Origin of the sequence: Paenibacillus sp. GCM10027629, assembly GCF_042676425.1 — a bacterium.
Classification (GTDB): domain Bacteria; phylum Bacillota; class Bacilli; order Paenibacillales; family Paenibacillaceae; genus Paenibacillus_K; species Paenibacillus_K terrigena.
In genome coordinates this window covers 80,786-103,237 of the sequence record NZ_JBHTGZ010000010.1, presented here as the reverse complement: position 1 = coordinate 103,237, position 22,452 = coordinate 80,786, and the positions used below count along the sequence as shown (strand labels likewise).

Genomic DNA, 22,452 nt, shown 5'->3' with positions numbered 1-22,452 from the left:
GCTCCACCTCGTTAACGTAATGACAATTCCCTATAGACTGTTGTCGCGAATATGACCAACTGCTGTACCAAGCTAAAGAACAATAACGCTAAGAAGATGATAATTCCAATCACGACAATCGTAAGCAGCATCGTGATGACTGTTTTGAGAGGTGTATATTGGTGCGCTGTCATCGTGCCGACAAACAGCAAGCCGATAAACCATAGCGTGGCGATCGATTCAAACATTAAATAGAAGGCTATCTCTTCCTGTGTAATGAACCAACTGAACACCAGTTGAATCACGGATACCACGAGCAGCGGCAGCATAGCGTAGCCAGTAGCGATCACGATATCCTTAAATGTGCCTTCACCGTCCATTAACGTCGTTAAGGACCAGTTTGCGATACACCAAACGAAGAATGGGATGATGATAACAGCGGCTTCCTGCAAGCTGTTCATATATTGGTCGGAGTCACCGTAAATAAGAAAGCCGGAATAGAAGGCTCGCATCACATTCATGAAGGCTACACCGGCAACAATACCGAGCGCTACCCATACTCTGCCTTTCTTCTCATACTTGAGCTCCCAGAACATCGAAAACGGCCTTATGCATGTGCGGAATGCCAGCCTGATCGGACCTCCGTCTTCAGCCGTCAAACGCGGCAGCCGCTTTCTCGCAAATAGAGCAGCCGCGATAAACAGCACGACACCAATAAAGATGTAGGCGAAGTTCTCCCACATGAATTCCTTGCGATACATGCCGAAAGCACGGGAATAATAAGGGAAGGACATCCCCGTTTTAAAGCTCTCGATAGCCGCTTCGCTATCGCCAGCTTCCAACTGCGCCTTACCGATACCGACATGCGCCAGCTCCAGGTTATTGTTCAGCTTAGACACTTCCATCCAAAGCTGCGCCGCATCTTTATCGCGGCCCTCCTGATAAGCCGAAGAGGCATCCAGCAGCAGATTGCCGTATCGGGTAGGTGTGAATACCGTAATTCGATTCAACGCTTGGTCGAGAACCAGCACGTTTTTGTCGACCCATTCCACCTTGACAGGGGCGCGAAAGTTACCCAACTTATCCCCGACCTGGCCAAATTGGAACAGCGGATTACCGTCGTCGTCATATACAAACACTCTGCCTCGTTTGGCATCAAGCGCTGCATATATTCCATTTTCATATACGGAAATGGACACGAAAGTAGAGCTTCCCTGAATGCTTCCTGCCCTCGCACTGCGGTAATCACCGATAACCGGGAAGTCGCTGTCTTCACGCAGCACATCAATACCGGAAGGATTCAAGCGCTTCACCATCTTGGTCTTAAAGCTGTTCTCCGACGTCGTTGCATAGATGAAGCCATCCTTGTCAATGTCTAAGTTGTTGAATTCAATCGGAATGAACAGTGCCATCTGTTGGCGCTGCACGTCGGTCGCAAGCCGCTTCCAGAGCAGATCGGCCGCATTGAATTTGACATCATTTCGTCCAGTAAAGCCAGTGAAGACACCGTTGGCATCGTACTCTACAATACCGTCATATATACCCTGGCTAATAACGAATAATCGTCCTGCTCGATCGGAAGCCAGCTTGGTAGGTATGAACTTGAAATCTTCCCTTACGACATCAGCTTCTGGTGCATTCACGATACGGATCAGCTTGCCCTGTTCATCCAGAATAACGACTCTGTTGTTGTTCGTATCCGCCACATAAACATGGTTCAGTCCATTCACGAACACACCGCGCGGCTGGTTGAACGTTTCCTTGCTGCCATTATTCATAAAGGAATCAATAATGCGAGTTTGCTTCCATTGCTCATTTATGACCACGATGCGGTTGTTGCCCGTATCCGCGACATAAACTGCTCCATCCGGCCCTACAAACAGATCCTCTGGACTTTTAAACTCTCCGGCACCTGTAGCCTTACCGTAAATAACGGTATCTGGCAGATACGGCAGAGGAGCCGGAGCTGCTTCTCCATAGCTCGTATACTGATAGCCGTAGTAGGGAGCGGACGAGACCACAGAACCGAACGGCAACGTAAGGATGAGCATAGTAAAGAACAATTTCCATAACCGTTTCATTGAGTCGTCCCACCTTTCAATCCTTCATTCCAGAGGTAGTCATCGTCTGAATGACGTTGCTCTGTGTAATGAGGAAGAGGACAATCGGCACTGAAATCATAAGCAGTGTCGCCGCCATAGAAGGTCCCGTTCTGACGATCCCCCCCGACAATATTTGACCTAGCGCATAGTCAATCGTCTTCAATTGTTCACTGTAGATGTACACCTTGCCTGAACCTCCGCTTCCCCACAGCCCTTGAAAGGAGAAGATGATGAGCGTCATCCAAGCCGGCTTGACCATTGGCATCACAATCTTCCAGTAGATTCTCACTTCACTGCATCCGTCGATTCTCGCCGCCTCAAGCACACTGTCTGGAACCATCTGTTCCATAAACTGCTTCATGAGAAATAGTCCGAGCGAGGAACCGAAGGCCGGGATAATGACAGCCCAATAGCTATCCAGAAGTCCGAGCCAAGACATCGTCATGTAGTTCGGAATCGCTGTAACGTTCGCAGAGAACATGAGCGATAGTACGACGCACGTAAACAGCACTTTCTTGCCTGGAAACTGCTTCTTCGCGAGCGGATAAGCGGCAAGCGAAGCGAGAATGACATGCCCTGCTGTTCCAACGACAGCGATAAATACCGTATTGAATATATACCGTGTATAGGGGACCCAGAACGCTGCCAGCAGATGATAGAGATCCTCGAAATTTTTCAAAGTCGGATAACGAACGAAAAACTTCGGTGGGAATATAAAGATCTCATCGATCGGCTTAAACGCATTGTTAATCACAAAGACTAGCGGCAGCGCCATAAACACTCCAACTGCGGAAAGCAGCAGGAACAACAAAATGTCTACAGGCATTGAACGGTTAAGGCGCTTACGGCGAATTCGAAGTAATTTCATCGTCATTCACCGACTTTCCGCAGCAATTTTTGAACGACCAGGTTCGAGCTGAGCATAATCACAAACAGTACAGTAGCGATTGCTGATGCGTAACCCATCTCGAAACGAATGCCGCCATAATCATCTAGATGCGTTACAATCGTATGACCGGCATACTGAATGCTCGGGAAGCCCGCGATTTGCTTGGACACTTCCGAAATAGCGAAGGAAGCTGTAATCTGAATGACCGCTCCGAACATAAGCTGCGGTCTCATGGATGGCAGAGTAATATACCACAATTCCTGCCAGCGATTGCGAATACCGTCAACTGCCCCCGCTTCATACAGTGTCTTATCCATGCCTTGCAGACCGGCGATGAATGCGAGAAAGCTCGTTCCTAAGCTGAGCCACAGCTGGACAATAATCAGAATCGGTAATATTAAATCTGTTCTTGTCGACCACAAGATGGGATCCGATATGAAACGGTTCTCCAATAGAAACGCGTTGATATAGCCGTACGAATCGTCTGAAAAGAGCAGCTTCCATACGATAAAGGCGCTGCCTGACAAGGATGGTGCATAAAAGACGAGCGTTACGAACGCGCGCATTTTGGGAGACAGCTCGTTTATGAGCCATGCCAGTATGAAGCAGGCAATGTAGCTGACCGGTCCAGTAATGGTCGCGAGTATGATCGTATTTTTAATAGCGATCAGAAATACTTCATCCGTTATAAACAGCCGAGCATAGTTCTGAAGCCCAACCCAATCGGGAAATTGAAGCATATTAAAGTCAGTGAGGCTAAGCAGCATGGACATTAATACCGGAAATACAGTGAACGTGAAAAAGATTAAAAAATACGGCGCCAGCATGAAGTAAGATTGCCGGTTCAATCTCATCTGATGAAGCAGCTTGCCTGTTCTTAACTTCAGACCGCGACGCTTGGCTTCTGCTTTTGGTTGAACCATGTTCATATTTCTCGACCCCTATTCAGCGATCGGCAGATCAAATTCCCGCCGTTTAACCGTGATTTCCTGATTAATGATTCGCACATAGTCCTTCAATGTCTCGCGCGGATTCGATCCGTGGTTCAACACTTTGAAATAGGCATTGTTCAAATGACGCTGCGTCGAATATGCGCCCGGCACATCTGGCACACCGCGCACCCACTCCATCTGATCCATTAAAGCGTTGATATCTTTAACGGGCCATGGAAGCTCTTGAAGCGCTTCCAGGTTAGCTGTCGGATATCGTCCCGAAGCTCCCAGTATCGCTTCCATCTCTCTGCCGTAGGCTAGCTGTGCTTCCTTGCTAGTCCACCAGTCGATGAATTCCCATGCCTGCTCCTTGTTTTTCGCCGATTTGAACATTACAGAACCTTTCGCACTCGTTACGGTTTCTCGATGAATCTTACCATCACTGTCCTTATAGCCGGGTATCGGCATAAAGCCCCATAGTCCTCGAATCTCAGGCGCAAATACGATCAATGAATTATAGGTTGTGTAATCGGCAATACCGATCGGCATCTCACCGACACGGAAGCGGTTAAGGAAGTCAAAGGTTTGCGGTGCCTTGTAATTCCGGTATAGATCCGTCCACTGCTTAAACGCCTCCATCGCCTCTTCCGAATCCAGCGCCGACTTAATCCCGTCACCCTCATAATAGCTGCCGCCGTTCTGGAAGAGGAGCGTATCCATGGTCAATTGCGGTGTCAATCCGATATTCATATGATGCTTGTTCAACACAGGGATCAAATCGTAGATATCTTCCCAGGTCTCAGGCATCTCGACTCCGAGCTCATCCAGCACGTCCTTTCGATAGAACAGCATTGGAAACGTTTGCTGCTCTGGGATCGCATATGTACCGCCGTTAAATTGGAGCGGAACGAAAGCTTCTGGATGGAAGCGTGATTTCACCTGTTCAAAGGTATCGAACTGCGAGAGATCTATGATTGCATCCCGTAAAGCAAAGTTGACTACCTCACCGTGCATAAGGGCTACGTCCGGACCCGAGCCTGCTAACGTGGCAGGAAGCATGACAGCTGGATCAACAAGCTGCAAATTGACCGCAATTCCCTTTTTCGGCGTGAACTCTGTCTCGATCATCGTCTTGATAACCTGCGCCTGATCTCGACCTCCCGTGATCCATACTTCCACTGCATCATCGCTTGCTGCACTCGATCCCACACTGCTGTAATCGGTAAAGAAGGAATAGACGAATGACTTGCTTTCGTGCCATACCTTTTCATACCAAGCAGCTTCCGGATCAGGCAGCTCGGTACCGTCAGAAGTCAATAGAAGATAATCGATCTCTAGCGGCAGCTCCTTCGCAGTCAAGATCCATGTACCTAAAGCAACGATATTGTTCTTAAATGAACCTATGCGATTCACAATAGACTCCGGATCCCTGGCCAGCTCGCTCAATTGAAACTGGAAGGTCTGGATGGCAGCGGTTCGTTCGCCAAGTCCTCCAGACATCCTCTCCAGCTCTGTAACAATAGCTTGGAGGGTATCTGCGTGCACCTGGAATTGCTTCTGAAGATCCGGTATCCGTTTCGTCATCTGATAATCGCGGTAAGGGTCTGGCGAAGCCCCCGTGATCATGATGATCTCGCGATACAGTCGATTAAGCTCCAGAATGGATGATTCCACTTGGCTCAGAATCGGTTTCATGTCGCCCAGCGTCACTTCAAGCGTCAGCTGATGCATGCCCTTCTCGAGGTAGAACCAATACGGCTCTTCCTCGCCGCCGACCTCCATCATCTGCCAACCAGAACTTGGCTCAAATATGACCTGACTTGCTTCCTTGAAAGGCACCTTGCCATCAATCGTCAGCCTGCGAGGTACATTTTGAGACTTAACGAGGTTCTGTCTGTACTTAATTGCAATATTGTACAAACCGTCCTCCGGCACTTCAATGCCCCATGTGACCGACTGGCCAGGCAAACGCCAATTGGTTCCACCGATCGTGTTCAGCCGGATGACACTGACCTCATACGGCTCAGTTGCAGGGCTGGATCGATCTGATGTTGGATACAGTGTTGGGCTCGATGTATAGAGCGGCTGCTCACCTTGTACCTTCAACTGTATTCCCTGTTTCTTCTCGTATCCTTTATTGGTAAATTCCCGCTCCCAATCCACATATGTCAGCATTGGCTCCGACTTCTGGATCTCAATGTAATCAATAAGCATGGGCTCTCGTTCCGACTTCAGGGTCAGAACGTGCTTCCCTGCGGTAAAATAGAAAGAAAATGGCTCATCCACATAGCCATCACTATCCTGAAGCTTCATATCGCGCCATGCCGGCTTCTCCACCTGCGATGGACGAAGATCGTTTCCATTCATATCCTGCTTGATGGAATCTTGCTTATTGCCCCAGATACGAGGGAATAACATACGATCCGCCTCGTTAAACGGCGACTCTCCGTCGATGAGCAGCTTTCTTTCAATGGATTCATTTCTTCCCGCCACTGGGTAATAACGAAGTGCGATATCATACAAGCCGCTCTCTCGGACTTCAAACTCCCAGCTTATTTCACCAATCTCATCGGTAAGTACCCCATCTGTACCGTCCATATTCATTGGTTTAGGAGTCATCTCTGCGGAGCTCTTATATTGCTCTCCTTCAAGTCGAATAGTCGCCTCAGGACGCGCCTCATTCTTGTATCGATCCGCATAAGCGGCATATGATCGCGGATCCGTCAGCGCAATGTTAGCGTCGCCGTCTGACTTCTGCTTTACTACTTCTTCCTCAGCAGAGCTATAGTTCACAAGCAGCAATACTGAGAAGAGCAGCATTGCTAGGACGACGAATATCACACGGTTGCTAATAACTCTAGCTCTCATGCATATCCCCCTTTGGTGTCAGCAAAAAGGCTCTAATAAACCGGAGCGGAACCAACATGAGATATCATGCTCGATCCGCTCCGCCCGTCCATTCGATCCGATTTACAACCTTGTTATTTTTCTGCCGCTTTTATCAAGCCTTCCAATACAGGTTTAACCTTTGCCATACCTGTTTCAGGAGTCTCTTTTCCTGCGCCGATGTCGTTCCATGTTTGTCGGATGGTAGCTCCAAATTCTGGAACACCGGCCCAAGTTACCAAATTAATATAATCGGCCATCTTCTGACTGTTTTGCAAGCTTTTCTCATCAGCGAACTGCGCTTCTACCCAAGCGTCTACTTCACCTGCTGGAGGCGCGGTTTCAAACAGATAATCGATAAACAGCTTCACTGCATCCTGATTAGCGCCCTTAGGTACCCACCACATACCTACAGCATCTGTGGAGTACACGTAATCTTGAGCTTTTGGTCCTTTAGGGTAGAAAATAAAGCCGTAATCGTCACCGATGCTGTTTTTGATGCCTTCGCCTTCCCAGAACTCGCCATAGCGCATCGCGATATTGCCTTTATTAAAGGAATTGATATAATCATCCCAGTTGCCGTCCTTATTAGGCTTAACAACCTTATGAACTTGGTACAGATCGTTAAAGAAGTGCAGCGCTTCCATAGCTCCAGGATTCTCACCGTCATAAACGACCTTACCGTCTACGACCTTTGTAATGTCCGATCCATTCGAAGCTATCAAAGCACGAACAAAGCTGTTCGCATCGAGGGCCACGCCATATTGATCAAGTTGACCATCACCATTTGTATCTTTCGTTACCGTCTTAGCAATGTTGAGGAAGGATTCCCAATTCCATTGGCCCTTCTCCATTAGCTCTTGCGGATCTTCCAGCCCTTCCTTCTTAATAAGGCCGCGGTTGTAGTATATGCCTGAGCCTCCGCCAAGACTTGTTGTAAAACCGTATGCTTTACCGTTATAGCCGCCAATTTCTTTCATTTTCGCAGGCCATTTCGGATCATTTACATCCAAGAAATCACTGATTGGTGTCAACATATCGTTCTTTACCATTGCAGGAATCGCACGATTGGTTTCGATCAAAAAGATATCAGCAATTGGTTCGCCTGCCATTACCGAGGTCACAACTTTATCGCCAATGTCATTCCAAGTTGCTTGAACATGTTCAAATTTCGTGTTGTACTTAGCTGACATTTCCTTTTCCAGCGCGATCTTCTTTTCACCTAATTCTGAGCCCGCTTCACCGAAAGGAACTCCCCAAGACATAACGCGGATTGGCTTGTTTTTCATGTCGATGACTTCTTCTTTAGGTGGTTCTGGTTGCGGATCTGGCTGTTTGTTCTCCACTGCAGGCTTATTATCGTTGCCTTTAGCCTGATCTGCTGGCTTCGCACCGCCTCCGCCGGAACAGGCTGTGACTAACACCATCACTAACACAATGGATAGTACGGAAAACCGCTTCGCTTTTTTAAACACAAATCCCAACCTCCCAATTTGATATGCTGACATTCAACCATCACACAGATACGGCTTGGGCTCTATACATGGGTGTGAAATTATTATGCCGTGTCCGATAAAGCATCATGAGCAGCATCCCCCCTTTCAAGCGATTCAGTCCTTAAGATTAACTCCTTCACTTTACAACCAAAATAATCCATTATACATGTAAAAAAATAAGAGAAATAAGGAAAATTGTTAATTTTGTAGAATATTTTCTTTCGGGTTTGATAGTTAGATAGAATATATTCTCCAAAATAATTTTAAAAAACACCCTTGTTACTCTGATTGCTAACTTATTTGTAAGCGCTTAACAGTCATAGTAACATGGATGTCATATTTTTCGTTTCACTATTGTATGAAAAAATTGGATTATCGTACGATATTGCATCTCGCTATTGTATGGCCTGCTTTCGATAGTAAGCCGGAGAAAGCCCCGTGTATTTCTTGAATATTCTGCAAAAATAGGGCAGATCATTAAAGCCCGCAGAATAGCATACATCCGTAACTGTTAATTCTGGCTGTTTTAACAGTATGGTTGCATTACGGATTCGAAGGTCGGTTACATAGCGGTTGAACGTCTTGCCTGTCCATTGTTTAAAAATTAACATGTCGAAGGTTAATTAAGGAGTCGTAGTTGGGATTATTTCATACTCCCCCCCTTCAACCCCACACTCATAACCTTCTTCGCATCAAGATTTGCCGCATACGTAAATAGGCGATTGCATAATATGTAAATGATTTCGTTTCCCAAAAATGTAATATATCTCCATCAAATTGAAAGGCTGGTGATAAATAAGAGAATTATTACATACACGATGGCAGATACAAAGAATTAAATCATTTGGAGGTAATCGTATGCGTAGGTTCAAAGTGTTATTGTTATCCATTGCATTGGTATGTGCCCTATGGATCCAGACAGGCGTCATGAGCAAACTGACTCCAACGGCATATGCATTAGATGATGGACTTGCCCTCACTCCCCCTATGGGATGGAACAGCTGGAACAAGTTTGGCGGCAATATTGATCAATGGAAGATTATGGCCATGGCAGACGCTATGGTAGAGAACGGCATGAAGGATGCAGGCTATGAGTATATCAACATCGACGATAACTGGATGGCTGGATCCAGGGATGCGAACGGCGACCTCGTGCCCGACCCTACTAGATTCCCCGACGGAATCAAGGGGGTTGCGGATTACGTTCACAGTAAAGGCTTAAAGCTTGGGATTTACTCTTCTAACGGTACGAAGACCTGTATGGGTCTACCGGCGAGCCAAGGCAATGAGAAAAGAGACGCTGCAAAATTCGCGGAATGGGAAGTGGACTATTTAAAATATGATTTCTGCTATAATGAGAGACCTTCTACCTACGCGCCAGATCTAGATAAGATCGTTATATCCGATGGAAAGAACAGCAAGACATATGAAGCGGAATCACCTGACAATACGCTTGTCGGAAACGCCAAAATAGCTGGCTCGAAGGTCGGATTCATCGGCAATAACTCCGGTGAGTTGATTATCAATAAAATCAATGCACCTACGGCAGGCACTTATACGTTAACCATTTACTATCTTAATGGGGACGCCAGTAGAAATCTGTACGTCAGCGTGAACGGCGGTACGGGACAACAATACAGCCTTCCTTCTTCAGGCGGCTGGGGTACTGTCGCTGCTTATCCTATTCAAGTTACTTTACAGCAAGGTGAAAATACGATAAAGTTCTACAACCCGGAGGACGGCTCCAAGATCTCGGAACAACAATACGGAGCCATGAGAGATGCACTCGTAGCGACAGGACGCCAAATCATATTCAGTATTTGTGAATGGGGAGCCAATAAACCATGGTTATGGGGTCCGTCGGTAGGACATCTCTGGCGTACAACCGGCGATATCACCGATACATGGGACAGTATGACAACCTTATTGGACGAAAATTCCGTACTTGCCCAATATGCAGGCCCGGGACACTGGAATGATCCGGATATGCTGGAGGTTGGCAACGGCGGGATGACAGATACGGAGTACCGTGCGCACTTCAGCTTGTGGAGCATCATGGCATCGCCTCTCATCGCAGGCAATGATATTACAGCCATGTCGGATGCTACGAAGGAAATCCTTCTGAACAAGGAAGTCATTGCCATCGACCAGGATCCGGCAGGTGTACAGGGAAGTAAAATACGTGACGACGGAGACTATGAAGTATGGGTAAAACCATTATCTAACGGTGACAAGGCTGTATTGTTCTTTAACCGGAGCCAAGCATCGACAACCATGAGTCTCAACATCGATGAGCTCGGCTTGAAGAAGGCTCCCGTATACGTCGTGCGAGACCTATGGGAGCATAGTGAGAGCGCAGCAACGAACATCATTAGCGCCGTTGTGCCGTCCCACGGGGCAGCCATGTTCAGAGTCCAACCCGGCACGCCGAATATGGCTCAGCCTGCAACGACTCTTACAATAGCGGCAGATCCAACGGTTGAAGCAGGTCAATCCGGCCAGGTCACGACGACATTTACGAATAACGGTAAAATAGCGCTTCAGAGGATCGCAATTCAGTTACAGACGCCTAACGGATGGGTCGTGAATGCAACTTCGCCGACCAACTTTCATAACCTTCCCCCAGGAAAGTCCATTACCACGACGTGGGATATGACCGTATCCGGCGATGCGTCTACGGGGGTATACGACATCCATGCCAAGGCAGATTATAATTATCGAGGTCATGAACAAGGAGATAAACAGGCAACAAGCCAGATCAAAGTGTTTGCAGCTCCGCCGGCAGCGGATACCTACCTTAGCGATATAAATTGGCTTGAAGCGGAGAACGGCTGGGGCCCTGTTGAGCGAGATCGGAGCAATGGAGAGTCCGGTTCAGGGGATGGGCAAACAATCACCATAGATGGCACAACGTATGAGAAAGGACTTGGAACGCATGCAGATTCAACCATAACCTATTACATTGGCGGCAAATTTGCCAAATTCATTGCCGACGTAGGGATTGATGATGAAGTTGGGGACAATGGTTCTGTCATATTCCAAGTATGGTCCGATGGGAATATGATCTACGACAGCAGCGAATTGCACGGCAGCTCACCGGTACAGCATGTCGATGTCGATATCACCGGAGCCAACATGCTAAAGCTGGTTGTCACGAAAGTCGGCGACACGAACGCTTATGACCATGCAGACTGGGGCGGCGCCAAGATCTTAATTAACGCCAATCCATAGCTTGTTTCAACGGTATTGAATAGATGCGATATACAAAACCTCCGATGCGCAGGTCAAGACCTGCGCATCGGAGGTTTCTCTGACGAGAGTTTCCTGGGATCAACAGGAGAATGCTCGCCTTGTTTGATTAGGAACTGATCATGATGTTACCAGGTTCATTGGCCATCTCGTAACAACGCTTTGACTTGCTCCAGATCAGGGCTGCACAGCTTCTCAAGATTCGTGAATAGCTTCTCAGCAGGCCAGTCCCACCAGCGTAGCTGTAGTAGACAATCAATCGTCTCGTCATCAAATCGCTTGCGGATGACTTTGCAAGGATTGCCACCGGCGATGTGGTATGCAGGCACATCCTTCGCCACTACCGAATTCGCCGCAATGATCGCCCCATCCCCGATATGTACGCCCGGCATCACGGTTACGTTTTGCCCGATCCACACGTCATTCCCCACGACGGTATCCCCTTTGAATGGCAGCTGATCCAGCGTTGGCGTGCTCTTCTCCCATCCGCCACCCATAATATTGAACGGATACGTACTGGCAGAGTTCATCCGATGATTCGCGCCGTTCATCACGAACTCCACACCCTTCGCAATTGCGCAGAACTTCCCGATGATCAGCTTGTCACCGAGGAATTCATAGTGATGCGTAACGCGCTCCTCGAACCGCTCGGGACCATTCGGATCGTCGTAATATGTATACTCCCCTACTTGGATGTTCGGACGCGTGACCACATTTTTGATAAAGCAGACGCTCTTGATCGCCTCGTTCGGATAGATCGCATTCGGATTCGGACCATGTGCCATAGGTGATTCCTCCTCTATTGAGCCAATTTTTCAACTATGACTTTATTATATTCGGGATGATAACTGGATACAAAAAAGGGAATCGATTGTAGTGAATATCTCATCAAGGTACATCTTATTTATGTGTACTCATTCTGTCCCCTTAAGCTTTTTATCTTCCTCTCGAGAACACCCATTTCTAGCTGCAAATGAAGCAACTCTGTATCGAGATCCTGTCCCATCGTATGGATGACAGTAACAATGTCCTCTGCAGTAGGCAAATGAATAGCATCTGCCTTATTGGAGATATACTCTAGAATAACGTTAATGATTTCTTTGCAAAGTCCGATTCTTTGAATCAGTATGTTTTCTTCTTGGATGGCTTCTTCATATTTGGTAAGGATATCTTGCATTGCTATCACTCCAATTCGATACGCATGTACGTACCAGTTATGGACATATTATATGGTACGTTAATGCGTATAGTCAACGTTTTATATGATTGCTCGAAAGGTGATTCATTTGATGTCCAAAAAAGTCGTTGTTAAAATAACCGAGCTAACCAAACAACATAATATTTCCTTGCGTGAGTTATCTAGGCTGTCTGATGTAAGACATGCTGCGTTAAGTGAATTGTCTAATGGCAAACGGGAGAATATTAATTTTAGTCATATTGAGAGGATTGCAGAAGCTTTGAATATAGAGGATATTCGGGAGATTATTGATTTGGTTGAGGAATAGAACTCTAATAAAAAGAAGCTTCATAATCATTAACATGATTACCGAAGCTTCTTTTTCTATTCTTAATGATCCGGGATCTTACTCCCCAATCCGTAAACGATACAATCGCAACGAGACTTCATCCAGACGATCCTTGATCAAAATGGCATTGGCGTATGTCGATGGAATCTCATTATAGCCCCAATATATCCCCGCAAGACCCCCAGCGATAGCACCGATCGTGTCCGAGTCTCCACCTAGATTGGCCGCTTGTTGTACGACCTCGCTAAAGTCCGAAGAATTGAGCAGAATATGCAGCACCCATCCGAAAGTATCAACGACATACCCGCTTGGTTCATAATCTGGTTTCGCTTTTATGAACGCTTCATATTCCGTCCCTGCTACCTCACTAACGATTGCATCTCTTAATTCTTCACCTCTAAGAAGTCGGTGGGCAATTCGATTATAGATCACACACGCTTCACTACAACGCTCATCGTAATGAGTCATTTTCGATTGCATCCGTGATACTCGTTCGATGTCGGGTAAATCGGTATATGCTAATGCAACAGGAAGGCACCTCATTAGTGAGCCGTTCCCACCACTCAGACCCCTATCCATATCCGATAAAAACGCTGCCTCGAACCAATTATCCTCGTAAATTTCGAAAACATGGCGAATCGTGTTACCAATATCCTTTGGCTTCGTGTGATACCATTCCATAAACCTACGTCCAATCGACTCCATTGGAACCGCTGGATTTTCCAGAATGCCTTCTGCTACACACAGTGTCATCATGGTATCATCGGTCACTTCCCCAGGTTCCAGCTGCCAGACACCGCCCCCGATAATTTCTGTTAAATATCCATACTGGGCTTTAATCTCCCGAGGATGCATGAACTCAGTCGTTCCTCCCAATGCATCGCCGACAGCTACGCCGTATAGTCCGCCTTTGATTCTATCGAGTAATTGTTGATCGCTCATAGAGATACCTCACTTCTCTTTAAAATCATCCAACAACCCTAACCGCATTATCCTTAATGCTATTAACCAACTCCACTAACTGCTTTTGCTTAATCCCATCAAATAGCTTAATAAAGCTTTGTGGACGATCGAAAGGAGGACGCATTAGCATAGATGTGGCTTCGATATATCCATTCTCAGCAATATAATCAATGACCTTACAAAGAATTACAATCTGAGCTTGCGTAAGTTTGTATAAGTAAAATCAGGCTTGGATGCAACAAGCGCCTCGAACTTTCAGCTGTTCTTTATTTTTGCTTTTGCAACATGCTCTGCTCTAACTTTTGGATCCGTTATATTGATACCATTCGTTTTCTCGAAAATAAGTTGGATGTTTTCATGCGTAAAAATCGGCGTGGAAAGCTCAGACTTTAGTCGAATCATTTTCCGGTTCATAAACTCCGATAGCTCTACATCATAGACGATTAGCTCATCGGAATGAATTTTACGCAGTTCAGGATCTATGCTGAATCTGCATCTCATCGTAAAAGAGATCATGGATATGTATTTTGCCGTTTTAAATTCGCCAAGATTAGACTGAAGCGCCTTAATGTGCCCATAGTTTTGCAGGAGAGGATTATACATTTTGAAACGATTGTTTACGCTCCAATACTTATCGCTTCGACCTCCCTTGATTTCCCCATGATAATTTTTCGTTTCAATGACGAATAGTCCATAGGGTGAAATAACGAGATGATCGATCTGAGAATAGCCCGAACGTGATTTCAAATTCGGAATTAACAGATCACTTAAATATTTGCAATCCGATGGTAATTGATCCAACTGGATGTTTATTTTATGCTCACCTAATTCTCCAATACGAGTCGCTTCGATCCTTTTTCGCTGTGGTTTCTTAGAGTTTTTCGAAACATCCGTTTTCTTGGGAGATTCCTTTTTAAATAGGGCAAATAATTTGTTTAACATCTCTACAACTCCTCTTGCGACTTTACGGGACTTGTCCATCTTTCTATATCGCGTTGAAGCATATTTGTCTGGAGCATCCCTGTATAGTAAGCTTATCTGTCAGGTTTTCTGTAATAATTATAAATGAGAGAGAAACTAAATAACCCGAGCGTTTTCACAAATATCGCTCGGGAAATCTACTTGTTCGTTCCACGCCAACATTCTGGAGCCTTCTCTGATTTAATCGGCTTATTTTTCTCACCAAGCGAGCCACAAGTAATATCTTCTATACTAACTCTTCCGCACACACTTCCACTACAAGCATTTTAAAAAGTTCATTTTTCCCAGACCCTACTGTTAAAAATGGAACCCAACACAAGACGTACTTTCCTGCAATAGTAATAGCCTCTTCTCGTTTAAAAGTAGTTCCGGCGGAAGCATGCTTCCAAGCGAGTTTCCCATGTACAGCACGTTCTTGATAAACACGAAAATCTTCATCTACAGAAGTAACTCTCTTGCTTTTCTCCCAATAATTGTGGTCATTAGTTATTATAATGGCATACCCCTTAACCCCAGGCCTACCTCTTACTACTTTCTCTAATTTTTCAAGATCCTTTAAATAATCATACCGAGAAATGTCCTGCGCCCATTGATTCTTTAGGTGTATTTCTTTCCCGTTATAATTAGTTTGAAGTAAGGCAGTTTTATAACGAACTTCTAGAGCAAGCTGCTCATTGTCACTCTCTGCCCAAATATCTATTTTAGCCTGACCAAAATCTCTGTTAGCTTGTGTCCGATAACCTGCAGCTTTAAGCTGTTCGCATATTTTATCTCGTAGATCATTTTGGGACAAAGGGATATTATTAATGGAACTGATCAATTTATGAAGCGGTAAGGTTTCTATATTCAGTACATTGCTAGTACGAATTACTGCTTTTTCAGGTCTTTGTGTATGTATGTTTTTAGGTTTATTGACGACTTCACCAGAGAGGGAGCTTTTCTGTGAGTTAACGTGAACAGTCAGTGCCATTATGCTGCCTTGAGACGATTGATCCACTTGGCTATATGGGGTCCATTCTAAAGTATATTTTCCTTCTACTACAATCGAATCCTCTCTTCCCTTCATGGTGCCTTCTCCAGTATGTTCGCTCCACGATAAAATGCCGTTAACCCCTTTACCTTGATGAATTCTAAAGTCTTTGTCAGCTGTAGCTTTTTCAGTAGATGGCTCAAGATAATAGGAAGAATCGTTTGTAAGAAAAATTAAATATCCCTCATCTATCAATCCTCTTTTTGATAATTGTTCTAATCGTTGTAGGTCTTTCAGAACATCATACCTACCAATATCATGAGCGCCTTGATTTAATAAAGAAAATGTCTCTCCTTGGATCGAACACTCGATTGCTTTCATCTTATATTTTAATTCAATAGCAACTTTACGATTATCCTTCTCTGCCAAAATATCTAAGTATACTCTCTTACTATCGATATCCATCCGACGTTCCAGACGGATTTTACAATCATAAAACTCCCGCAACTCCCAAGCTAATGCATGTTGAAAATCCGCCTCATTATGAAAAATACTTCTTTTGCACGCAAGTGATTGCAAAACATCTTGTATGTTCACCGTAATCCCAGCTCCTCTTCCTTGAATTACTTATTGAGACAATACTTCAGTAACACGCATCGTATATGGAAGAACGGTTTGCTTTTCTTATCCGCCTTTGATTCTATCGTAGAAAATCATCCAACAACCCTAACCGCATTATCCTTAATGCTATTCACCAACTCCACTAGCTGCTTTTGCTTCATCCCATTAAATAGCTTAATAAAGCTTTGTGGACGGTCGAAGGGACAAGGCTAATTAAGGAGCTTTTCATCGTAGTCGTAAGATTTCACTCTTCCTTCAACCCTACACTCATAACCTTCTTCGCATCGTCAAGATGCTCACGATCTAACTTCACTTCCACACGACCTCTTCGGCGAGCTTCACGCCAGAGAAGTAACTCTTCCTCATTCTCCAGCTTTAATTCAGCAATTTCCATTGCACGATCGAATATGTATTTTGACGTAAATGCGATGCTACGAATCCCGTGGCCACCAGGGAGAATGAGTTGTTCCCTTACTTCCCACTCCTCGATTTCAAACACAACATAAAGTTTATCCGGGGGATTATGTTTGGATGGAATAGCCGTAATTTCACTGCGCTTCACAATCTTCCAGTCTTTTATTTTCCCGTAATACTTCACGCCAACGCTCTCGCTCGTCTTACCAAAAAACTTCTTCGATTGATAAAGTGCCACATATTCCAGTTGTGTTAACAGCTTGTGATTTGTAATGTTTTCAAGTGGTGTATGGTAGAATTTATGCCGCAACGAAATCTCCAACTGTTCTTCTCGACTCATGCAACCGACCAGTACATTTTTGCCGTTGTACTTGTTATCGTAATACTCTTTCGACCCTTTAGGCCGAACAGCGCGCTCATAGGCATTCTCCGGACTGTCTAGAATGATCTCATCCAAGAACTCTTCCAACAATGTTGTAGATCCCGGTAGAAACGGAAACGCACCGACATTTACAGCCTTAATACTTTTGTAAAAATGATGTTCCCTATACTTCTCTTCATCCGGGTAAGGGAATAATACATATGCTCCGAACATCGTTCGCTCGAATTCTTCTGAATCTTTCTCTGAATGAACGATAGCGTCTCGATAACGATGCATCGTGTTAATATCGCCCTCCTCAGGTCCGGGAAGTCCACTATACTTCGTATAATAAGGAGTCCCTGGCTCTGCTGGGTTCAATCGATACTTCGCGTCGAACACATATTTATACTCTGTAGACGTTTCCATTTTCCTAAGCGTAAGGACGTTATCTGGTTTTTGCGTAAGCGTCGGTCCCCGAAGGGTCTGGTTGTAATACAATTTAAAAAATTCCCCGTTATTCGGATTGCGATAGGTTACGGTCGACGCGGCAGATTTTTTCAGTTTAACGAAGATTCCACTATAGTCTAGCTTGATGATGTCCTGACTTACCAACTCATACTTCTTACTAAGCAGTTGGTGGATCTTAAGGAAGCACCAATATTCATACAAAGTAGCTAGATCCTTCAATGACAACTGGAATAAGTCATCCTGGATGGCAAGACCTTTCATCAGCATAAGATATGACTTATACACTTCACGATACCCCGGAGCCAACTGCATAACCAAGGAAACCGACATTTGCTTCATCAATCCCACTTGCAGAAAATCGAGCTGAAGCACTCTGCGCACTTCCTTCTGCATGCGGGTTATCTTCTGAACTAACATGGGATCTTGAAGTCTCTTCTGATCATTCAGCAGTTCCCACAAATCTTTCAATTTTCGCTCAATGCGAAGGAACACCCAACGAACAAATCGGTTTTCCTGCGTGTCATAATTAACGATTCTTCGCGTATCTAACACATGCGTAGGAGCATAGCGTTCTCCCTTAACCTGAACTATCCCATTCGCTGGGTCTTTCACTAACAGCTTCGGATGTCTGCTCAAGTATTGCATGGTTTTGTGATTGATTTTCTTTGCCCTCTCAGCCGGGACGATGCGCTCCTCTTGATGCATCTTGGTATGAGGGGAACCTTCAATTCGTTGAACAGCTTTTATTAATTGGTCAAAAAGGTACCGTAATATTGTGAAATACTCCGTCAAACTCTGCTGGTTCGTCTCTTTGAGCCCGGTTAGTTGATAGGTTTTGCGCAGAAAATCGAACGTCAAGTTATGAATCTGATGATTCACATCTTGTAGAATAGCATGATAATCTCTTTTGTAATCCATTTTCACAGGGAAAATTTCCATCCGAAGCTTCAATAGCGGTGAACGATTCAGTCGAAGTTCCAGCTCCGTAAATCCGATCTCATTCTGAAAGTTAAGATTCCCCGATAAAATATGCTTACCCTTCGGCATAACGGCTTCGCGCAACGCGTAGTTCTCATGGTAAAAAGTTAGATCGATATTCGCCTTCTTCTCGATCAATAAATTATAGGTTTGTGTCTCGTAGAAAATTGGAAAGCTCTCCTGGTTATTCTGCCAAGGCTCTAACTTTCCCGTCTTAGGATTAAAAACTGCAATAGATAGAATCTCCAATTGTTCATAGAAGGAAGCCACATGAAGATCCGCCCGCCCCCATTCTCTCTCCTCTGTTCGATGCAGTTGAAGTAAATCTACCGTTGGGTGATACGGTTTTCCCTCTAGGTAGAGATCAAATAGATTCGTTTCAATGTGTAGCAGGACCACACTCTTCTTAAGAGACCCAGAATGAAGTGAATCCATCATCGTCTAGCCTCCGTAACATGTAAATGAGCTTTCTAGCCGATTGAGGGTATTTCACATTATTCTCTTTCAGTTGCTTGGCCCATAGCTGCTCGATATCTCTCTCGCCGTCCACATAATCTTTACTGTTTGTGGTGGATCCGCTAAGCGTAAGCAACAAGAGTTCAATAATTACCTTTCTAACGACAGCGTTATTCCCTTGTATGCGGGGGAGGATTTTCTGCATAATTTGCATATCCATTGCCTCTTCAGTCGTCATCAAAGAAAACCGCTCGTTGTATATCGCATAGAAGCAGATGGAATCCCTGACACGGAAACCAACATGGGCATGGATACTTTCCAGAATCGTATTGATCTCTACCAACTGACTAACCGTACTCTGGATGAGTGCTTTATGCTTTGCGTACGCGTCTTTTAACTGTAAATAGTTGCTCCTCAGAAAACGCGCAGTTGGATACTGTGGCTCTGCATCCTCTTCAGTAGAGACTGCCGCTTCTTCTAGGTCACTAAAATTGTCGAGCTCAATATGGTTGAATTCGATGGTATTCGCTCGGTCCAGTACCTTTTTGCTAAAAGGATGCGTGGTTTCGTCCATGTTTACTGTCCCAATGAAGAATACATTTTCCGGAATGCCAAGATTACGACCAACCTGATCTTCAGCTACCACCGTATCTGTCACAATGCGATCTTCTTGCCAACGCTGTGTTTCTAAGATGCTAAGTAAATCACTGAAGTAATGTTCTACCCTCGCAAGATTCATCTCATCCAGGCATATAAAATATGGCTTCTGTTGATTCTCTGGCGCGGATGCTTCTTCCAACACATAGGTTAATTTGCCTCGACGGAACGTACCACTAAGGTCCTTGTAACCGATTAAATCAGAAGGATCATTCCAATCCGGTCTAACAGGTATAAGAGTAAACTGTCCATTCGCTTCCGTTGCACCGAGGGCTTCGGCGAATTTCTGGATCAGCTTCGTCTTTCCTGTACCGGATATCCCAGCTAGAATAACGAATGGTTTCGTCTTCAACGATAAATAAAAGTTCTCAATCATGAACTCTGGATATGTAAAACCTTGCTGCTGAATATAATCTTTGACGATTTGTAGATGTGCGCTCGTCTCTTCATCGTTAATCGTTACGAGTTCCACGTTCTGCTCTACCTCTTCCATCTCAGAAAGGAGCGTAAAATCTGGCCATGGCGTGTCCTTTGATTTGTTCTGAACAATACTTAACCCTTGTATCGTGAATGGGAAGAGATACCCTTGGTTTACACCACCTATTTTGTTAATCGGCCCCTTCGCAATATGCAGCTGGAGCAAATCTTGCGAAATGGCTTCTAGAGGTATCGGTGGATTCAATTCATGGTACTCCGTTACAACTAGACGCCCCGTCTCCTCCCACTGCTGATCGGACAAACTAGCTGGCTTCGGAGACTCTATCGCTGCTGCCTGAACCTGACTGACGGCGCGTAAAGCCCCCGAAGAATAATGAAGTACAATGTCGTTCACCTTCACGTCCTTCATCGTCTCCCAATGATGTTGCGTCCTTCCATTGATGTTCTTGAGTGGAGCCCACAGAACGCCCTCCTGCTTCTGCGCATTATAAGACGTTCCTTGACAGACCCACCAGATAGACGGTTGATCTTCCGGGATTGGCGTATCATTCGTGATGAATTTTAACTCGTACACAAATGGTTTATCCGTTGCGTAAAATTCTAAGTATTCCGAGAATTGCTCAGGGACTGTGATTGGGTTTCTCGTACTCGCTGCCAGGCTTCGCTTATGGAGCAAATAATTATATGTTGAGTTATATTTGGTAATCATGTAATCCTTAAGCTCTGCGTTCGCGTCATATCTAATCTGGAGTGCTTCTCTATTTTGTTTTCTTTGGTTGATTCGGCTTAAGTTACACTCAAACTGATCCCCTTCATGGATCAGATAAACTTTTTTACTTTGCCCTAAGGGAATCTCGATATTTCGATTTGCTAAGGAAAAATCTTCATAAAAATCAATAGGGATCTGCGTCCCATACTCAAACATAGACCAATCGATTTGCTTACGCCCTATCAGATTAGGAATAGTGTCATCTTTCCACCAGCTGCGGTTTTTTTTGATCATCGGATACCTACCTACTTATGTATTGTGGAAAATCAATAGATTATAGGTAGATTATAGTACATTTGGTTGGGTAAGAGCACGGTTATCTTTGGAGTTCATTCGTACTTACAAACTTCCAGAATGATAGTGCTGTTCTCTTAGTATAGGAGTGGGCAGAATGAAACAAAAAAGATAAAGGGCTGCTTCAACTGCGTCAAATCTTAATGGTTAAGATTCCGCTTGCTAATCTCAGCGTTTCCAATATAGGGACTCCTTTCCAAAAATCTTTTATACTGATAATAGTTGTTATACAAGTGGAGGAAAATTCGCATGGGAAATGAATGGGATGAAATAGATAGAAAAAGCTCTTTGAAATGTAATTGTCCTTGTGGAGCTGGCGGGTATTATACAGATACTATTACATACCGTGATGACTACATGCGTACAAGGAATGAATACGATAGTTACATGACCTGTTCTAAATGTAATGAGAAATATATCCTTAAACAGTACGGATGCATTGAAAAGGCGGATTATACCGAGTACACTAAAATAACTCAAAGGAATAACACAGAATTAATCAGGATTCACAAAATACTTTTAGACAAATACCATACGGCTGTGATTAGCCGTATACAATCTATAAGTACGAAGTAAGCATTATCCGAATTGTTTTCAAGAACCAATGCAGTTTTCATGCACGGCACACTCGAAACTTTTCGTAAACACTTGAATAAATATGGATTAAACAGCTATATAAAAGAAATAGGTTCTTTGAAGAAAATAGACGGGTTCATTTCAATCATTAAAGAATTTGGTCTGGGTTTGGATTCTTATGACATGGACATGCTTGAAAAATATGAGGTAATGAAGAATTAGGCAAAGGAATACCTTAAAACGTATTGTATACAAACAATAAAATCATAATTACAAAATGGCTTTCCCCTTCTGAGGAAAGCCATTTTGTATTAGTTAGTCTTTTATCAAGAACTGGATGAATGGCGAATACTCGTCCATGATGGAACAACGTTACGATCATCAATTGTATATTGGTATTACCGTGTTCCAAGAAAGGGGGAAATTGGAATACCCGGTTCGCAAGAG

The 22,452-nt window shown here is 44.6% G+C and carries 15 protein-coding genes and 1 pseudogene; 2 read left to right on the top strand and 14 right to left on the bottom strand.

The window, feature by feature from the left end; all coding sequences use genetic code 11:
* Positions 1-11 precede the first annotated feature (11 nt).
* The 6 genes from ACFQZR_RS19915 to ACFQZR_RS19890 all read right to left on the bottom strand — a co-directional run bounded on the left by ACFQZR_RS19915 (position 12) and on the right by ACFQZR_RS19890 (position 8,895).
* Positions 12-2,060 carry a YIP1 family protein gene (locus tag ACFQZR_RS19915; RefSeq protein WP_379349152.1) on the bottom strand — a complete coding sequence of 683 codons (2,049 nt, stop codon included), beginning with the start codon at positions 2,058-2,060 and terminating at the stop codon, positions 12-14.
* A 16-nt stretch (positions 2,061-2,076) separates the two neighbouring features.
* Positions 2,077-2,955 (bottom strand): carbohydrate ABC transporter permease, encoded by an 879-nt coding sequence (locus ACFQZR_RS19910; RefSeq protein ID WP_379349150.1) that lies wholly within the window; start codon positions 2,953-2,955, stop codon positions 2,077-2,079.
* Positions 2,952-3,893, bottom strand: a complete 942-nt coding sequence (locus ACFQZR_RS19905; RefSeq protein ID WP_379349446.1) for a carbohydrate ABC transporter permease — start codon at positions 3,891-3,893, stop codon at positions 2,952-2,954. Before ACFQZR_RS19905 ends, ACFQZR_RS19910 begins: the two co-directional genes overlap by 4 nt.
* Before the next feature lie 18 nt (positions 3,894-3,911).
* On the bottom strand, positions 3,912-6,770 hold the full coding sequence (locus ACFQZR_RS19900) for an extracellular solute-binding protein (protein ID WP_379349147.1): 2,859 nt from the start codon (positions 6,768-6,770) through the stop codon (positions 3,912-3,914).
* 113 nt (positions 6,771-6,883) lie between these two features.
* Positions 6,884-8,263, bottom strand: coding sequence for an ABC transporter substrate-binding protein (locus ACFQZR_RS19895; RefSeq protein ID WP_379349145.1), 1,380 nt, complete (start codon positions 8,261-8,263; stop codon positions 6,884-6,886).
* Between the two features lie 416 nt (positions 8,264-8,679).
* On the bottom strand, positions 8,680-8,895 hold the full coding sequence (locus ACFQZR_RS19890; protein ID WP_379349143.1) for a helix-turn-helix domain-containing protein: 216 nt from the start codon (positions 8,893-8,895) through the stop codon (positions 8,680-8,682).
* A gap of 247 nt (positions 8,896-9,142) precedes the next feature.
* Here ACFQZR_RS19890 and ACFQZR_RS19885 point away from each other — a divergent pair, with 247 nt between their 5' ends.
* Positions 9,143-11,515, top strand: coding sequence for an NPCBM/NEW2 domain-containing protein (locus tag ACFQZR_RS19885; RefSeq protein ID WP_379349141.1), 2,373 nt, complete (start codon positions 9,143-9,145; stop codon positions 11,513-11,515).
* Positions 11,516-11,670: 155 nt separating this feature from the next.
* Here the strand turns inward: ACFQZR_RS19885 and ACFQZR_RS19880 are convergent, their stop codons facing one another.
* Together ACFQZR_RS19880 and ACFQZR_RS19875 are read right to left on the bottom strand one after the other, a co-directional pair.
* Positions 11,671-12,318 carry a Vat family streptogramin A O-acetyltransferase gene (locus ACFQZR_RS19880; protein ID WP_379349139.1) on the bottom strand — a complete coding sequence of 216 codons (648 nt, stop codon included), beginning with the start codon at positions 12,316-12,318 and terminating at the stop codon, positions 11,671-11,673.
* Between the two features lie 119 nt (positions 12,319-12,437).
* Positions 12,438-12,710 carry a hypothetical protein gene (locus ACFQZR_RS19875; RefSeq protein WP_379349137.1) on the bottom strand — a complete coding sequence of 91 codons (273 nt, stop codon included), beginning with the start codon at positions 12,708-12,710 and terminating at the stop codon, positions 12,438-12,440.
* Positions 12,711-12,822: 112 nt separating this feature from the next.
* On the opposite strand from ACFQZR_RS19875, the gene ACFQZR_RS19870 reads away from it, so the two are divergent.
* A complete protein-coding gene (locus ACFQZR_RS19870; RefSeq protein WP_379349135.1) occupies positions 12,823-13,038 on the top strand; it encodes a helix-turn-helix domain-containing protein in 216 nt (71 codons plus the stop codon).
* Between the two features lie 78 nt (positions 13,039-13,116).
* Here ACFQZR_RS19870 and ACFQZR_RS19865 read toward each other — a convergent pair whose 3' ends face one another.
* From ACFQZR_RS19865 to ACFQZR_RS19840, 6 genes and pseudogenes are all read right to left on the bottom strand, one after another.
* A complete protein-coding gene (locus ACFQZR_RS19865; RefSeq protein WP_379349133.1) occupies positions 13,117-14,001 on the bottom strand; it encodes an ADP-ribosylglycohydrolase family protein in 885 nt (294 codons plus the stop codon).
* Positions 14,002-14,026: 25 nt separating this feature from the next.
* Positions 14,027-14,221: pseudogene (locus ACFQZR_RS19860) on the bottom strand (hypothetical protein); the annotation flags it as partial.
* A 56-nt stretch (positions 14,222-14,277) separates the two neighbouring features.
* On the bottom strand, positions 14,278-14,964 hold the full coding sequence (locus tag ACFQZR_RS19855) for a nuclease-related domain-containing protein (protein WP_379349131.1): 687 nt from the start codon (positions 14,962-14,964) through the stop codon (positions 14,278-14,280).
* Positions 14,965-15,229: 265 nt separating this feature from the next.
* Positions 15,230-16,570 carry a hypothetical protein gene (locus tag ACFQZR_RS19850; protein WP_379349129.1) on the bottom strand — a complete coding sequence of 447 codons (1,341 nt, stop codon included), beginning with the start codon at positions 16,568-16,570 and terminating at the stop codon, positions 15,230-15,232.
* Between the two features lie 268 nt (positions 16,571-16,838).
* Positions 16,839-19,253 carry a DUF2357 domain-containing protein gene (locus tag ACFQZR_RS19845; RefSeq protein WP_379349127.1) on the bottom strand — a complete coding sequence of 805 codons (2,415 nt, stop codon included), beginning with the start codon at positions 19,251-19,253 and terminating at the stop codon, positions 16,839-16,841.
* Positions 19,222-21,369: an McrB family protein gene (locus tag ACFQZR_RS19840; protein WP_379349125.1), complete on the bottom strand. Its 2,148-nt coding sequence runs from the start codon at positions 21,367-21,369 to the stop codon at positions 19,222-19,224. The genes ACFQZR_RS19845 and ACFQZR_RS19840 overlap by 32 nt, the downstream gene beginning before the upstream one ends.
* Positions 21,370-22,452: the final 1,083 nt, after the last annotated feature.

Coding starts and splice junctions, on each gene's coding strand:
- ACFQZR_RS19915 (WP_379349152.1), bottom strand. CDS start 2,060: ATGAAACGGTTATGGAAATTGTTCTTTACTATGCTCATCCTTACGTTG.
- ACFQZR_RS19910 (WP_379349150.1), bottom strand. CDS start 2,955: ATGACGATGAAATTACTTCGAATTCGCCGTAAGCGCCTTAACCGTTCA.
- ACFQZR_RS19905 (WP_379349446.1), bottom strand. CDS start 3,893: ATGGTTCAACCAAAAGCAGAAGCCAAGCGTCGCGGTCTGAAGTTAAGA.
- ACFQZR_RS19900 (WP_379349147.1), bottom strand. CDS start 6,770: ATGAGAGCTAGAGTTATTAGCAACCGTGTGATATTCGTCGTCCTAGCA.
- ACFQZR_RS19890 (WP_379349143.1), bottom strand. CDS start 8,895: ATGTTAATTTTTAAACAATGGACAGGCAAGACGTTCAACCGCTATGTA.
- ACFQZR_RS19885 (WP_379349141.1), top strand. CDS start 9,143: ATGCGTAGGTTCAAAGTGTTATTGTTATCCATTGCATTGGTATGTGCC.
- ACFQZR_RS19880 (WP_379349139.1), bottom strand. CDS start 12,318: ATGGCACATGGTCCGAATCCGAATGCGATCTATCCGAACGAGGCGATC.
- ACFQZR_RS19875 (WP_379349137.1), bottom strand. CDS start 12,710: ATGCAAGATATCCTTACCAAATATGAAGAAGCCATCCAAGAAGAAAAC.
- ACFQZR_RS19870 (WP_379349135.1), top strand. CDS start 12,823: ATGTCCAAAAAAGTCGTTGTTAAAATAACCGAGCTAACCAAACAACAT.
- ACFQZR_RS19865 (WP_379349133.1), bottom strand. CDS start 14,001: ATGAGCGATCAACAATTACTCGATAGAATCAAAGGCGGACTATACGGC.
- ACFQZR_RS19855 (WP_379349131.1), bottom strand. CDS start 14,964: ATGTTAAACAAATTATTTGCCCTATTTAAAAAGGAATCTCCCAAGAAA.
- ACFQZR_RS19845 (WP_379349127.1), bottom strand. CDS start 19,253: ATGATGGATTCACTTCATTCTGGGTCTCTTAAGAAGAGTGTGGTCCTG.
- ACFQZR_RS19840 (WP_379349125.1), bottom strand. CDS start 21,369: ATGATCAAAAAAAACCGCAGCTGGTGGAAAGATGACACTATTCCTAAT.